Source organism: Arthrobacter castelli DSM 16402 (assembly GCF_000430705.1).
GTDB classification, from domain to species: Bacteria; Actinomycetota; Actinomycetes; order Actinomycetales; family Micrococcaceae; genus Arthrobacter_C; species Arthrobacter_C castelli.
This window is the reverse complement of record NZ_AUMN01000006.1, coordinates 65,812-81,018: the sequence shown is the minus strand read 5'-3', so window position 1 is coordinate 81,018 and position 15,207 is coordinate 65,812. Positions and strand designations below refer to the sequence as shown.

Below are 15,207 nucleotides of genomic sequence, written 5' to 3'. Positions count from 1 at the left end.
CTCGTTGCTAACGCTGATCAAGGTGTTGCGGGCCGAAGGCATCGGGCAGCACCTGGTCCATACTCTTGACTCCGCTGACGGTCAGCAGTTGCATCGCGGCCGCGCGGTGTTCGTACAGCAGCTGGCGGCAGCGTCCGCAGGGGGCCAGGATATTGCCATCGCCGTCCACGCAGGTGAACGCGGTGATCCGGCCGCCCCCGCCCATGTGCAGCGCGGAGACCAACGAGCACTCGGCGCACAAGGTCAGCCCGTAGGAGGCGTTCTCCACGTTCGCGCCGGTGATCAGTCTGCCGTCGTCGACCATTGCCGCCGCTCCCACCGGGTACTGCGAGTAGGGAACGTAGGCATTCTCCAGCGCCGAGCGGGCGGCCCGGATCAGCGCCTCCCAGTCGATCGCGGTGTCGGCGCCGGGCTCGGGGCCGGTGCCGGGCGCGCCTGCCGGGCCGCCGTCGTCGTTGGTAGTCATCTCACCCCTTGATGTACGGCGTACCGTTGGCTGCCGGCGGTCTGGAGCGTCCCACCAGGCCGGCAACCGCCACGATGGTCACCACATAAGGCAGCATCGCCAGGAACTCGCCGGGAACCGGTGTGCCGAGGATACTCAGCACGAACCTCAGGTTGGTCGCGAAGCCGAACAGCAGGGCGGCGAAGAACGCCCAGATCGGGTTCCACCGCCCGAAAATCATCGCCGCCAGGGCGATATAGCCCTGCCCGGCCGTCATGTCCTTGGTGAACTGGCTGACCGAGACCAGGGTGAAGAACGATCCTCCCAGGCCGGCCACTGCCCCGCCGAGCATCACATTGTGTGCCCGGGTGAAGTTGACCTTGATGCCGAGGGTGTCCGCGGCCTTGGGGTGTTCGCCCACCGAGCGGACGCGCAGCCCCCACTTGGTGTGGAACAGGCCGATGTAGGTGATGATTACCGCCGCGTACATCAGGTACCCGACGATGGTCTGGCGGAACAGGATGCCGCCGAGGATCGGGATGTGCTCCAGCACCGGAATCTGGATGACCGGCAACGACGGCGGTGAGTTCCAGGTCGCCGAATCGCGGCTGAGCACGGTGGAAAACAGGAAGCCGGTGAGCCCGGAGACCAGGACGTTGAGCACCACCCCGACGATGATCTGGTTGACGAGGTATTTGATGCTGAACACGGCCAGCACCACCGATACCAGCACACCCGCAATGGCGGCTGCCAGCATGCCCACGTAGACGTTCCCGGAGATGGAGGCGGCGACTGCCGCGGCGAAGGCACCGGCGAGCAGCTGGCCCTCAATGGCGATGTTGATCACGCCCACGCGCTCACTGAGCACGCCGGAGAGCGAGCCGAAGATCAGCGGCACCGCCATCGTCACCGATCCGGCCAGCAGACCGACCAATGATACGTCGGTCTTATTGGCTCCGCCGACCACCCAGACCAGGAAGCCAACGACAAAAACGATGGCGTAGGCAATCGGCATCCATCGCGGATCCTTGCGTCCTGCTTGTGTCTGCAGGAAGGAGAAGACCGCGATGGCGATCAGGATCAGCGCGCAAGCCCATCCGACCGGAACGGTTGGAACCACCACCGGCGCCAATTGCACGGCGTCGCGGCCGGCCGAAATATCGAAGGTGGCAGTGGTGCCGGGGGCGTTGAAGGCAAACCCCACTAACCCGACCACCGCGAAGATGGCATAGATGATGGGATTCTTCCAGTCCCGGACTGTATCGAGTTCGGGAGCCTGCCCTTGGGGCGAGGTCACTGGCGCGCTCATGCTGCACCTCCTGCCTTGACGGTCTGGCGCTCGGACTTGCGGCGGCGCTTGTCCTTCCGTCCGTCGCCGTCCTCATGGATCCTGAAGATCGCGCGTACCAATGGAGGTGCGGCGATAAAGAGCACGATCATCGACTGGACAACCAGCACAATGTCGATCGGAGTTCCGGTGAGCGTCTGCATGGTGACGCCGCCCGCCCGGAAGGCGCCGAACAGCAGGCCGGCGAAGAAGGTCCCCCAGGGCTTGGAACGGCCCAGCAAGGCCACCGTGATGGCGTCGAAGCCGAAGCTGGCTGCGACGCCGTCGGTCAATACGCCTTCAGTGCCCGAAACCTGGGCGACGCCGGCCAGTCCCGCGAGAGCGCCGGCAATGATCATCACCAAGGTGTATCCCTTGGCAACGCTGATACCGGCGGTCTTGGAAGCGTACGGGTTGGCGCCGACGGCGCGGAACTCGAAGCCGATGGTGGAGCGGTGCAGCAGCCACCAGACCAGCACCGTGGCGCCGATGGCGACGATGAAGCCCCAGTGCAGCCGGAAGGCGTCGCCGAACAGCCGCGGATACATCGCCGTCTGGTCCAGCTGTGGGCTGATCGGGTTGGATGCTCCAGGGCGTTGGAACGACTCGGTGGTCAGCAGGAATTGCAGCAAGTGGATGGCAATGTAGTTCAGCATGATGGTCAGGATCACCTCATGCGCACCCGTGCGCGCCTTCAACAGGCCGGCGATACCGGCCCACAACCCACCGCCGATGATGCCGGCAAGCATCACCAACAGCAGATGAACGCCCCACGGCAGGTCCAGGGTGAAACCCACCCAGGCCGCCATGGTGGCTCCGATGATGATCTGGCCCTGTGCGCCGATATTGAACAACCCGGCCCGGAAGGCCAACGCAACGCCCAGCCCGGCCAGAATCAACGGCGTGGCAACGGCCAGCGTCTCGGTGAACGGGAAGATCATCCCCTGGAAGTCACTGGCCCGCGGGTTGAAAATTGCCCCCTGGAACAGGGCAACGTAGGAATTGGAGGCAGCTTCCCAGGCGGCGACCAGGGTATCGGTCGGCCGTGCGAAGAAGTAGCTCGCGGCATCTGCGACCCGCTCATTGGTAATCGCAATGAGCAGCCCGCCCAGGACCAGGGACAGCACAATCGCCAGGATGGATACCAGCGATCCGCCCTGGAAGATCTCCTTGAGAATGGAGCGGCCGCGGTCCTGCTGCGGCTCCACCTCGCCGCTCTGGGCTTCCGCGGGGACCGCCGGCAGCGGCTCGCGGCCGCCGCCGGTCTCCACGTCCGCCCTGGCCCGGTTTTCATCCTGGCCAAAATCCGGATCGCGCTGATCGTCGTCGTCGCGCCGGTTCCCGTCATCGGAACGGCTCATTTGTCTCCTCCCCGCTCCCCGGATTCATCGTCGGGCCCATCGTGTCGGTCATCGATTCCGGCCGGTCCGCCGGTTTCCATCGGGTGTTCGGTACGTGGCTGTGCTTTCGCATCTTCGGCGCTCATCCCGGCCATCATCAGGCCCAGCACATCCCTGGAGGTGTCGCCGGGGACAATCCCCATCAGCGTTCCCTGGTACATCACGGCAACCCGGTCCGCGATCTCGGCCACTTCGTCGAGTTCGGTGGACACGATCATCACCGGGGTTCCGTTGTCGCGTTCGGTGATGATCCGCTTGTGCACGAATTCGATGGAACCGACGTCGAGACCGCGGGTTGGCTGGGAGGCGATGAACAGTTTCAACGACCGGGACAGTTCGCGGGCCAGCACAACCTTCTGCTGGTTCCCTCCCGAGAGGGTGCCGACGGCGGATTCAATCCCTGAAGTACGCACGTCGAACTCCTCGACCTTCTGCCGGGCGTGGTCGGCGATGACCTTTGGCTTCATCCCCAGGCCCTTGGCGTAAGGCGGGCGGTCATACATGTCCAGCACCATGTTCTCGGCAATGGTGAATGGCCCCACCAGCCCATCCACGGTGCGGTCTTCGGGGACGAAGCCGACGCCGGCGGCCAGCACTTGCTTGATACTGCGCCCGACCAGCTCCCTGCCCTCCAGTTTGATGGACCCGGAGACATGGTCCTGCAGTCCCAGGACGGCTTCGGTCAGTTCTGTCTGCCCGTTGCCCTGCACACCCGCAACGGCGAGCACCTCACCGCGGGCGACGTCGAAGCTGACGCCGTCGACGACGCGGTGTCCGTTGGCGGCGGTGACTTTCAGGTCGGTGACCTGGAAGGTTTTCTCCCCCGGCGTGGCGTCTTCCTTGTCCAAGGTCAGGCTCACCGCCCGCCCCACCATCAGCGACGCCAGTTCTGCTGTCGATGCCGATGGTTCGGCGGTGCCGACGACCTTGCCCCTGCGGATCACGGTGATCAGGTCCGAGACGGCCTTCACCTCGCGGAGCTTGTGGGAGATGAAAACAATCGACGTCCCGTTGGCCTTGAGTTGGGCCATGATGTCGATCAGCTCGTCTGTCTCCTGCGGGGTCAGCACCGCAGTTGGCTCATCCAGGATGAGCACTTCGGCGTCCCGCACCAAGGCCTTGATGATCTCGACGCGCTGCTGCACGCCGACCGGAAGGTCTTCGACGAGGGCATCCGGGTCGACATGGAACCCGTACTTGTCCGAAATCTCTCGGATCTTCCGCCGCGTCTCTTCCAGGTTCAGCATGCCGCCGGCGTGGGTGGCTTCATTGCCCAGCGCCACGTTTTCGGCAACGGTGAACACCGGGATCAGCATGAAGTGCTGGTGCACCATGCCGATGCCGGCATCCATCGCGTCACCGGGGCCCTTGAAGTTGACGGGCTTGCCGTCCACCAGGATCCGGCCCTCGGTCGGGTTGTACAGGCCGTAGAGCACGTTCATCAGGGTCGATTTGCCGGCACCGTTCTCGCCCAGCAGCGAATGGATCTCTCCGGGTTCGACCACCAGGTCAATGTGGTCGTTGGCGAGAAGGGAACCAAATCGTTTGGTAATTCCCTCTAGTTCGAGTTTCAAGACCGGAAACCAATCTGTTCTTCGAGTAAGTCCTGGGCCGGACCTGTGGTCCGGCTCGAGTACAGACAAGACGCGCCGCCCCATGGGTAACGGCGCGCCTTGTGCTGAGTGTATTACTGCTCGGGGCTCGCATCCGACTGGACATCGATTTCGCCGGCGATAATACCGGCCTTGATGTCCTCGATCTCGGACTTCAACTCCTTCGGGACATCGTCTGCGTACGAGTGGTACGGGGCAATACTGACCCCGCCGTTCTCGAGCGTTCCAACATAGGGCTGGCTGTTGAATTTGCCATTCACATCCGCTGTGATGACGTCCTTCACCGATTTGGTGATGCCCTTCATCACCGACGTGAGGAACAGATCCTGTGCCTCGGGCACAGCCTTGTAACCGTCGGAGTCGACCCAGACAATGCTGGCGTCCTTACCGGACTTGTTGGCCTCCTTCACCGCGTCAACGGTGCCGAGTCCCACCGGGCCGGCCACGGGCAGAATGATGTCCGCGCCTTCGTTGATGAAGTTGGCGGTGTTGGTCTTGCCGGCGCTCTGGTTCTCGAAGTCACCGATGAAGGTGCCTTCCTGCGACTTGCGGTCCCAGCCCAGCAGGTTCACGTCGGCGTTGTTCTGCTTGTTGTAGTAGTCGATGCCGGCGTCGAACCCGTCCATGAAAATGGTCACGGTGGGGATCTTCACGCCGCCATAGGTGGCGACCGTTCCGGTCTCAGTCATGCCGGCCGCCAAATAACCGGCCAGGAACGCTGCCTGGGCGGTGTCGTAGACCAACGGCTTGACGTTGTCGGTGAACTCAGGGTCGTTGAAGTCGACGATGGCGAAGTTCTGCTCCGGGTTCTGCTTCGCGATCTTCTTGGTCGCGTCGCCGAGCAGGAAGCCAACTGTGACGGTCAGGTCGCACCCGGACTGCACCATCGAGTTGAGGTTCGGCTCAAAGTCCGTCGGAGCCTGTGACTCGGCCTCCTGGATCTTGATCCCGAGTTCCTCCTGCGCAGCCTTCAGGCCCTCATAGCTGGACTGGTTAAACGACTGGTCGTCGAATCCGCCGGAGTCCGAGACGATGCAGCCCAAGTAGTCGCTGTTGGCGGCTTTTGTCTCTCCCCCGCCGCCATTGCCATTACCTTCTGACGACTGCGGAGCCTCGCCGCAGCCGGCCAGCAGGAGTGCTGACACACTCAGCACGGCCGCGCCAACACTGGCGCGCCGCCTGGTGGCACTAAGAATATTCTTCACTGTTTCCTCCAGAAGCTAGTTCCCCCCACGGGAAGAAATTCAATGAGTGCCCGCGAAGCAGCAATCGCCGGTGACTGCTGCCGTTACCGCTGTCGTTTTCACTGACACCCCATGGAGCCTGCGCCAAAGCGCATGTATGAGCCTACCTTAGTGGGAAAAGTCACGCCCGCTGTCACGCAACCCGGTCCTTGGAGGCATTGTTGGAAAGTTGTTATCAACGCCTGCTCGCCGGTGCTGCTTGCCGGTGCCGCCCACCGGTACTATTCGCCGGTACCACCGGTTCCGCCGGCAGCGCCCGTTCCACTGTCTTGCCGGCGTCGTTGCCGCACCGCCCGCAGGGCGGCCGCGGCCATCACCTTGACGCCGACGCCGATGGCGTCTTCGTTGGCCACGTAATCGCCGCGGTGCAGGTCGAAAATCCCGCCGCCCGGCGTCCGCGTTCCCAGCCGCATCATGGATCCGGGGACATCCTGCAGGAACCAGGCAAAGTCCTCCCCGCCCATCGACTGCGGGGTCAGCACCACAGAGTCCTCACCGAGTTCGGAGCGGGCCGCAGCTTCGAGCAGCGCCGTTTCGGATTCCGAATTGACCACCGGCGGGACGCCGCGCAGGTGTTCCATTTGCACCTCGACGCCGAAGGGGGCCGCCGTCTGGCGCACCACCTGGTCCAGCAGGTCGCCGGCGGCGTACCAGTCGTCGCGGTCCAGGACACGCATGGTTCCGGCCATGAAACCACTTGACGGAATAGCGTTCGGGGCCGATCCGGCGCGGATCTGGCCCCACACCACTGACACGGCGCTGCGCACGTCGATCCGCCGGCTCAACACCGCCGGGACGTTGACGGCTATTTCGGACATGGCGAAGATCAGGTCTTCGGTGGCGTGGGGGCGGGAGGTATGTCCCCCGCGACCGGACAATTCGATCCGGATCGTGTCCGAGGCCGAGGTGATGGCGCCGATACGGGTGCCGACCTGGCCGGCGTCGACCCTTGGATCACAGTGCAGCGCAAGGATGCGCGGCACCGACTCCAGACCGCCCTGCTCGATCACGTCCAAGGCACCGCCGGGCATCGTCTCCTCGGCCGGCTGGAAAATGATCCGCACTGTGCCGGTCAACGGTGTCGCCGCATCGATTTCGGCAAGGATCAAGGCGACTCCGACCATCACCGTGGTGTGGATGTCGTGGCCGCAGGCGTGAGTGACACCGGGGTTGGTGGATGAGTATTCCAATCCGGTGTCTTCCACCAGGGGAAGGGCGTCGATGTCCCCCCGCAGCGCAGTGGCGATGGGCCCGTGCCCGATATCGACGTACAGGCCGGTGTTTTCGAACCTCTTCGGAGCCAGGCCCGCCTGAGTGAGCCGCTCGAAGATCTTGTCGGTGGTGCGGAATTCCTTCCGGGAAAGCTCCGGATGGGCGTGCAAGTCCCGGCGGAAGGCGATCAACTCGTCCACCTTGGGCGGCAGCCACGACCCAATCAGCGCGGCAGGATCACTTGAGGCTGGATCTGTTTCCACACAAAAACCCTATCGCCGATACGCGTCGTTTTCGCGAATCTTAAAGCACATCATCGTCCCCACTTGCCTTGAGCCGCTCCACTGCCTGCTTAACTTCCTGGGCGTGCTCCGTCGTCGTCACCAGCAGGGCGTCTTTCGTATCGACAATCACCACATCTTCCAGGCCGATCAGGGCGATCACGCGTTTGGTATCCGAGACCACCACTCCGGACGCCGACTCGGAGAAGACGCGGGCGCCGTCGCCCATCACTGTCAGTTCGGAGATGTCGGCAGCACTGTTCAGCCGGCCCAAGGCCGCGAAGTCGCCAACGTCGTCCCAGGTGAAATTGCCCGGAACCATTGCCACATCCCCGCCCTTGGCGGCAGGCTCGGCCACGGCATAGTCGATGGAGATCTTGGGCAGGGTGGGCCAGATGCGGGTCATCACCTCCTCGCGGCGGTCGGTTTCCCAGGCATCGGCGATCTCGTTCAAGCCGTCGTAGAGCTCCGGTTGGGACTGCCGCAGGTGCTGCAGCATCAGTGAAACCGGCGCCACGAACATACCCGCGTTCCAGTGGTACTCGCCGGACTGCAGGTACTGTTTGGCGACCTCTTCAGAGGGCTTCTCCACGAACTCCACGACCGCGCGGGCGTGCGGCGCACCGGCAATGTCCAGTTCGCTGTTGGACCGGATATACCCGAAACCCGTCGAAGGGAAGGCAGGCTCGATGCCGATGGTGACGATCCGGCCGGCGGCGGCGGTGTGGACGGCCTCGCGCACCGCATCGCGGAATACTTCGTCGGGGCTGATCACGTGGTCGGCCGCGAAGGACCCGATGATGATATCCGGGTCCCGGCGGGCCAGGATGGCCGCCGCCAGGCCGATAGCGGCGCCGGAATCCTTCGGTTCGTTCTCCAGCAGCAGGTCCGCCTCGCTGAGCTCCGGCAGCTGGCTGCGCACCGCGTCCCGGTGAGCCACGCCGGTGACCAGCAGGATCCGCCGGCCGGTCAGCGGCTTCAACCTGTCGTAGGTGGAGCGCAGCAAGGTGGTCCCCGAGCCGGTCAGGTCATGCAGGAACTTCGGAGTTGCTGCGCGGGACAAGGGCCAGAGCCGCGTACCGGTCCCGCCGGCGGGGATCACCGCGTAGAACCGGTCCATGGTCCCGCCGCCGGAAAGGTCGGCCGATTGTTCAGTGCTCATCACCACCAGCGTAGCCGTCGCACTGCCAGAGGTCTCCGCCCCACGCGGAGCGGTGTCTCTTCCACGCGGAACGGTGCCCACCCCACGGAACGACGCGGCTCTTCCACGCGGAACGGTGCCCACCCCACGGAACGACGCGGCACCTGCAGCACGGATTAACACCAGCGGAGGCTGGAATCGCAGTTTGGCGGCGTGTCCGACGTCGACACGCCGCAACACCGTGCCCTTGGTGTTAATGCCTGTACCAGGGGGACGCACACCAGCACCTTCTCGCCCCTGCACCTCCCACTGCCCTGCCCACTGCACCCGGAGCGCCTGCCAGCATCGTCCCGCGCCACCGGCAATGCGCCACCGGCATCTTCCCGCGCCCCCAGCACCGGCACCGGAGCATGCGGTGATCAAGGCAACATGCATTAAAGGAACTCCTGAATTGAACTTCCAGCACCCCGAAGCCTAAGTTAGAGTCGAGCTACGAGTGCTCTCGCATATGCGCTCTCCTGCGTGGAAATATACGCCGGCGCCATTGCGATGCAGGGAGGTTATTCAGTGTCGAAGACACCAGCTGGGACCCTCTACCGCGGACGGGAAGGTCAGTGGTCGTGGGTCGGACATCGGATTACCGGCGTCGTTATATTCTTCTTTCTATTGGTGCACGTTTTGGATACGTCACTGGTGCGCGTCTCTCCGGAGGCCTATAACGCGGTGATCGGTGCCTACAAGAATCCAATCATGGGCCTTGGCGAGGCCGGACTGGTCGCCGCCATCCTGTTTCACGCCTTTAACGGGATCCGCATCATACTTGTCGATTTCTGGAAGAAGGGGCCGCAGTTCCACCGGCAGATGCTGTGGATCGTCCTCGCCGTCTGGGCCATCACCTTGACCGTGTTCCTGATCCGGCATCTACCCAACGTTTTCGGGGGTCACTAAAATGGCGCAGACCATCCAACCACCGCGCAGTTCCGACAACATCAAAGACGGTGTGAAGTACAACCGGAACAGCGGCAGCAACTCCAACTTCGAGATGTTCGGATGGCTGTTCATGCGCATGTCCGGCATCGTGCTGGTGGTGCTGATCTTCGTCCACCTCTACGTGAACCTGATGGTCGGCAACGGCATCCAGGCCGTGGATTTCGGTTTCGTGGCCGGCAAGTGGGCCGATCCGTTCTGGCAGGTCTGGGACCTGGCCATGCTCTGGCTCGCCATGCTGCACGGGTCCAACGGCGTGCGCACCATCATCAACGACTATGCGGAAAAGGACAGCACCCGCTTCTGGCTGAAGGTGATCCTGTTCGCGGCCTCCGCCGTCATCATCGTGCTGGGAACTCTGGTGATCTTCACCTTCAACCCCTGCCCGCCGAATGCAACGGCTGATTTGCTCCCGTCCTTCTGCTCGGCCTAAGGCGCAGCGGTCCATCTTCACTAGATTCTGATTTCAACAGAAAGAGCATCAAGCATGCAGGTTCATAAGTACGACGTCGTAATTGTCGGCGCCGGGGGTGCAGGCATGCGCGCGGCCATCGAATCCGGCCAGCGCGCACGGACGGCTGTACTGACCAAGCTCTATCCCACCCGTTCGCACACCGGCGCCGCGCAAGGAGGCATGTGCGCGGCGCTGGCCAATGTCGAAGAGGACAACTGGGAATGGCACACCTTCGACACCATCAAGGGCGGCGACTACCTGGTGGACCAGGACGCCGCGGAGGTGATGGCCAAGGAAGCCATCGACGCGGTGCTCGACCTGGAGAAGATGGGCCTGCCGTTCAACCGCACGCCGGAAGGACGCATCGACCAGCGCCGTTTCGGCGGCCACACCCGCGACCATGGCAAGGCTCCGGTGCGCCGTTCCTGCTACGCGGCGGACCGTACCGGCCATATGATCCTGCAGACGCTCTACCAAAACTGCGTCAAGCACAACGTCGAGTTCTACAACGAGTTCTACGTCCTCGACCTGCTGATGGTGGACGAGGAAGTCGACGGAGAGCTCAACCGCAGGGTCGCCGGCGTCGTCGCCTATGACCTGGCCAGCGGGGAACTGCACGTCTTCCAGGCCAAGTCCGTCGTGTTCGCCACCGGCGGCTCCGGCAAGGTCTTCAAGACCACGTCGAACGCGCACACCCTCACCGGTGACGGCATGGGTATCGCCTACCGCCGCGGCATTCCGCTCGAAGACATGGAGTTCTTCCAGTTCCACCCCACCGGCCTGGCGGGGCTGGGCATCCTGCTCTCCGAAGCCGCGCGTGGTGAAGGCGGAATCCTCCGCAATGCCGACGGCGAGCGGTTCATGGAACGGTATGCGCCGACGATTAAGGACCTCGCCCCGCGTGACATCGTCGCGCGGTCGATGGCCAACGAGGTGCGCGAAGGCCGCGGGGCGGGTCCGAACAAGGACTACGTGCTGCTGGACCTGACGCACTTGGAGCCGGAGCACATCGACGCGAAGCTGCCGGACATCACAGAATTCGCCCGCACCTACCTGGGCGTGGAGCCGTACAACGAACCGGTCCCGGTCTTCCCCACGGCGCACTACAACATGGGCGGGATCCCCACCAACATCTCCGCCGAGGTGCTGCAGACCAACGAGAGCACCATCCCCGGCCTCTACGCCGCCGGCGAGGTGGCCTGCGTCTCCGTGCACGGCTCCAACCGGTTGGGCACCAACTCCCTGCTGGACATCAACGTCTTCGGCAAGCGCGCCGGCATTGCCGCGGCCGAGTACTCGCAGACGGCGGAATTCGTCGACCTGCCCGAAGACCCGGAGTCCTACACGGCCACCCTGCTGGACGCCGTGCGCGGTTCCGAAGGCACCGAGCGGGTGGGCGCCATCCGCAAGGAGCTGCAGGAGACCATGGACACCAACGTGCAGGTGTTCCGCACCGCAGATACCCTCAAGAAGGCCGTCGGCGACATTGACGCGCTGAAGGAGCGGTACATGCGCATCACCGTCCAGGACAAGGGCAAGCGGTACAACCTCGACCTGCTGGAAGCAGTCGAACTGGGGATCCTGCTGGACCTGGCACGGGTCACGACGGCGGCCGCGCTGCACCGGAAGGAATCCCGCGGCGGCCACTACCGGGAGGACTTCCCGGACCGCGACGACGAGAACTTCATGGAACATTCCATGGCCTACCTCGACCCTGCAGCTACAGAGGCCGATGTTCCCGGCATTCGCCTGGCGACGAAGCCGGTGGAATTCACCCGTTACAAGCCGATGGAGCGTAAGTACTAATGCCCACTGAGACTAAAGACGAATCAGCAGAGCCGGCCTCCAAGGTTGAGCTCCCGGACAGCGTCGCCGGCAGCGGGGAGATTCCCTCGTTCGACATCACCCTGAGGGTGCGCCGCTACCTCCCTGAGTTCTACGACGAGGCCTACTGGGACGACTTCCAGGTGACCATGTACGGCACCGACCGCGTGCTGGACGCCCTGCACAAGGTCAAATGGGAGATGGACGGTTCCGTCAGCTTCCGGCGCTCCTGCGCCCACGGCGTCTGCGGCTCCGACGCGATGCGGATCAACGGGCACAACCGGCTGGCCTGCAAGGTGCTGTTGAAGGACCTCAACACCTCCAAGCCGATCACCGTTGAGCCGATCAAGGGCCTGCCGGTGGAGAAGGACCTGATCGTGGACATGGAACCCTTCTTCCAGTCCTACCGGGAGATCATGCCGTTCCTGATGAACGAAAGCGCCCCTCCCAGCAAGGAGCGGCTGCAGTCGGCCGAGGAGCGCGAGCGTTTCGATGACACCACCAAATGCATCCTGTGCGCGGCCTGCACCTCGTCATGCCCGGTCTTTTGGACGGACGGCCAGTACTTCGGTCCGGCGGCGATTGTGAACGCCCACCGCTTCATTTTCGACTCCCGCGACGACGCCGGCGACATGCGCCTGGAAGTGCTCAACGACAAGGAAGGCGTGTGGCGGTGCCGCACCACCTTCAACTGCACCGATGCATGTCCACGCGGCATCCAGGTCACCAAGGCCATCTCCGAGGTGAAGCAGGCTATCCTGTCGCGTAAGGTCTAAGCAGGAGGGGTTCATGCCAACCGAAAACGTCACGTTCGAAGGGACCAACGGCAACAAGCTGTCCGGGAAACTGGACCTGCCCGACGGCGGCCTGCGCGCCTATGCGCTGATGGTCCACGGTTTCACATTGGGCAAGGACAGCCCCGCAGCCTCGCGCACGTCCAAGGCCTTGGCCAAAGCCGGCATCGGCTCGCTGCGGTTCGATTTCACCGGCCTGGGCGATTCGGAGGGCGACTTCGCCGACGCGACGTTCAGCAACAACGTGGCCAACATCGAATATGCGGCCGAGTTCATGAAGTCCCAGGGGCGCACCCTCTCGCTGGTGGTCGGCCACTCGCTCGGCGGCGCCGCGATCCTGTCCGCGGCGCAGAACCTGGACGAGATCGACGCCTTCGTCACGATCGGCGCGCCCTACGATCCGGCGCACCTGGAGCACGCATTCGAGCCGGTGATGGACGAAATCTTTGACGAAGGCAGCGCCGAAATCAAGGTCGGCGGCCGGAGCCTGAACGTCCGCAAGGAGCTGCTGGAGGACCTGCGCAGCCACGATCTGACCACCCGGATCGAGACCTTGCGGCGGCCCTTGCTGGTGATGCACTCCCCTACCGACAACCAGGTCGGGATCGAGAATGCGGGAAGAATCTTCAATGCGGCCCGCCATCCCAAGTCCTTCATTTCGCTGGAGGGCAGCGACCACTTGCTGCTGGGACGCGGCGATGCCCGCCGCGCTGCCAACATCGTCTCCGCCTGGGCTGACCAGTACCTGGAGCTCGACGACGAATAGCAGCCGGTAGAGCAGCTCCCTGCGGGCACTGTGCTGGCTGGGGCGTCAGGCGCGCTTGGCGGCTGCGGCCTCCCGCGCGCGCTGGCGCAGCGAGGGCAGCCGGTCCTTCCCGTTGCGCGCACGGGACGCCTCGACGTCGGCAGTGGTCACCGCACCCCAGGCGGTGGAAATCAAATACACCTGGCTGAGCAGGAAGAACCAGACGAACAGTCCCAGAATCACCGCAAACGGCGCGAGCAATGGGTTGTCCCCGGCCGAGCCCAGCAGCTGGGTGCTGAACGTCCGCAGCACCGTGCTGCCGATGGCGGCCAGCAGGGAGGCCTGGAAAATCGCCAGGCGCGGCATCTTGATGCCCGACGCCAGCCGGAACATAATCACCGCCACCACCATATCGAGCAGCAGCATGACCAGGGTTCCCGCCACCTGGGTGAGGACACCTGCGAACGCCCCCAGGTTCAATAAGTCGATAATGGTATCCAGCAAGGTGTTGGCCACCACGCCCACGCCCAGGGTCACCACCATGGCGATGGCAAGAATGACCAGCGTGCCCAAATCCTTTAGTTTGGCCAGCACCACATTCAACTGCAGCGGCAACAGGTCGAACACCCCGCGCATACCCTCGCGCAGGCTGCTGATCCAGCGCAGCGCTGTATAGAGCATCGTCAACGTGGAGATCACCAGTGTGATGCTCAGCGCCCCTCCCGTGCTGAACAATTGCTCCGGGGTCGCCAACCCTCCCTCGCCGGTGTCAATCAGCTTGGGCACCTGCCGGTCGATGCCTGAGACGATCAGCTGCTGGAATTCCCGGTTCCCGGCGGCAACGATCGACAGGATGGAAAATCCGGCCACCAGCATCGCAGCAACGGCGAAGAACATGTTGTAGGAAATGCCGGCCGCCATCAGCGGACCATGCCGCTGCGCGTACAGCTTGAAGGAACGCATCGGCTTGAGGGTGTTGACCTTGGCGAGCAGCCACATCAGGGTCGCCAGGGCGACGCCGACGAAGCCCTTGCCCTCCCGCTTGGCCTTGCCGATCGCCCGGCGCTTGTCCAGCGCGGTGACCTTGAGCCGGGCCCGTTCGGTAGGTGCGGGTGGTTCATTTCCCGCAGTCTTCTTAAGAGCCGGGTTCCGGGTCCGGGTTTTTACCGCCAAAGTTCAACTCTTCCCGTAGTCTCCACACACCATTATTCTCGTGTTCGTAGAGTCCCATGGTACTGATGTCGAAGCTGGCATCGTATGACCGCAACAGGTCTTCTGCCTTGTCCATGCTTTCATCGCCGACGTCGTGGGCGACCGTGACGTGCGGATGGTATGCGAAAGGCAATTCGCGCCGCAGCGGCCCGTCCTGCAGCCGCCGATGCAGACGCACGCAATCATCGAAACCGTCGGTGACATTGAGGTACACCACCGGCGAGATCGGCCGGAAGGAACCCGTGCCGCGGATCCGCACCCGGAACGACGCCTGCCGCCCGGCCACCTGGCGCACATGGTCCACCGTGGCGTCCCAGTCGTCGTATTCGGTGGTGGTGACCAGCGTGATGTGAGCCGGGACGACGTCGGCCAGTGGATCTCCAAACGAGGCCCGCCACTGGCGCAGTTCATCGGCCATCGGTTCGGGGATGGCGATCACAATGCCAACGCAGCTGTTCACCGCCGGAGGCGCTACCTCCAGCGTCGAGGCTGGCCGGCGAATCCGTGCGTCCATCGCAGACATCTTAC

14 protein-coding genes are annotated in these 15,207 nt (G+C 63.8%); 5 read left to right on the top strand and 9 right to left on the bottom strand.

From position 1 onward, the window contains the following. Positions 1-7: 7 nt before the first annotated feature. The 7 genes from H535_RS0108525 to H535_RS0108495 all read right to left on the bottom strand — a co-directional run bounded on the left by H535_RS0108525 (position 8) and on the right by H535_RS0108495 (position 8,684). Positions 8-466: a cytidine deaminase gene (locus H535_RS0108525; protein WP_081416537.1), complete on the bottom strand. Its 459-nt coding sequence runs from the start codon at positions 464-466 to the stop codon at positions 8-10. Between the two features lies 1 nt (position 467). Next, positions 468-1,754: an ABC transporter permease gene (locus H535_RS0108520; RefSeq protein ID WP_026819223.1), complete on the bottom strand. Its 1,287-nt coding sequence runs from the start codon at positions 1,752-1,754 to the stop codon at positions 468-470. Next, complete coding sequence (locus H535_RS24310; protein ID WP_081416536.1) at positions 1,751-3,133, bottom strand: ABC transporter permease; 1,383 nt, start codon at positions 3,131-3,133, stop codon at positions 1,751-1,753. The genes H535_RS0108520 and H535_RS24310 overlap by 4 nt, the downstream gene beginning before the upstream one ends. Next, on the bottom strand, positions 3,130-4,746 hold the full coding sequence (locus H535_RS24305) for an ABC transporter ATP-binding protein (protein WP_081416535.1): 1,617 nt from the start codon (positions 4,744-4,746) through the stop codon (positions 3,130-3,132). The genes H535_RS24310 and H535_RS24305 overlap by 4 nt, the downstream gene beginning before the upstream one ends. A 113-nt stretch (positions 4,747-4,859) precedes the next feature. Then, complete coding sequence (locus tag H535_RS0108505; RefSeq protein WP_026819222.1) at positions 4,860-5,990, bottom strand: BMP family lipoprotein; 1,131 nt, start codon at positions 5,988-5,990, stop codon at positions 4,860-4,862. 260 nt (positions 5,991-6,250) lie between these two features. After that, positions 6,251-7,504: an amidohydrolase gene (locus H535_RS24300; protein WP_081416534.1), complete on the bottom strand. Its 1,254-nt coding sequence runs from the start codon at positions 7,502-7,504 to the stop codon at positions 6,251-6,253. Positions 7,505-7,544: 40 nt separating this feature from the next. Continuing rightward, positions 7,545-8,684, bottom strand: a complete 1,140-nt coding sequence (locus tag H535_RS0108495) for a mannose-1-phosphate guanylyltransferase (protein WP_026819221.1) — start codon at positions 8,682-8,684, stop codon at positions 7,545-7,547. A gap of 546 nt (positions 8,685-9,230) precedes the next feature. Between H535_RS0108495 and sdhC the strand changes: the two genes are divergently transcribed. The 5 genes from sdhC to H535_RS0108470 are packed head-to-tail and all read left to right on the top strand — an operon-like array spanning position 9,231 to position 13,488. Continuing rightward, positions 9,231-9,611: a succinate dehydrogenase, cytochrome b556 subunit gene (sdhC, locus tag H535_RS0108490; RefSeq protein WP_035768909.1), complete on the top strand. Its 381-nt coding sequence runs from the start codon at positions 9,231-9,233 to the stop codon at positions 9,609-9,611. A gap of 1 nt (position 9,612) precedes the next feature. Then, on the top strand, positions 9,613-10,083 hold the full coding sequence (locus H535_RS0108485) for a succinate dehydrogenase hydrophobic membrane anchor subunit (protein ID WP_026819219.1): 471 nt from the start codon (positions 9,613-9,615) through the stop codon (positions 10,081-10,083). 54 nt (positions 10,084-10,137) lie between these two features. Continuing rightward, the gene (gene sdhA / locus H535_RS0108480; protein ID WP_026819218.1) at positions 10,138-11,910 is read left to right on the top strand and encodes a succinate dehydrogenase flavoprotein subunit; all 1,773 of its coding nucleotides are present in this window, start codon (positions 10,138-10,140) and stop codon (positions 11,908-11,910) included. After that, entirely contained in the window at positions 11,910-12,704 is a 795-nt protein-coding gene (locus tag H535_RS0108475; protein ID WP_026819217.1) for a succinate dehydrogenase iron-sulfur subunit, read from the top strand. The genes sdhA and H535_RS0108475 overlap by 1 nt, the downstream gene beginning before the upstream one ends. 13 nt (positions 12,705-12,717) lie before the next feature. Further along, on the top strand, positions 12,718-13,488 hold the full coding sequence (locus H535_RS0108470) for an alpha/beta hydrolase family protein (RefSeq protein ID WP_026819216.1): 771 nt from the start codon (positions 12,718-12,720) through the stop codon (positions 13,486-13,488). 45 nt (positions 13,489-13,533) lie between these two features. Here H535_RS0108470 and H535_RS24295 read toward each other — a convergent pair whose 3' ends face one another. Both H535_RS24295 and H535_RS0108460 read right to left on the bottom strand, forming a co-directional pair. Further along, a complete protein-coding gene (locus H535_RS24295) occupies positions 13,534-14,640 on the bottom strand; it encodes a YihY/virulence factor BrkB family protein (protein ID WP_051298843.1) in 1,107 nt (368 codons plus the stop codon). After that, positions 14,603-15,193: a 2'-5' RNA ligase family protein gene (locus H535_RS0108460; RefSeq protein WP_245580231.1), complete on the bottom strand. Its 591-nt coding sequence runs from the start codon at positions 15,191-15,193 to the stop codon at positions 14,603-14,605. The genes H535_RS24295 and H535_RS0108460 overlap by 38 nt, the downstream gene beginning before the upstream one ends. Positions 15,194-15,207 lie beyond the last annotated feature (14 nt).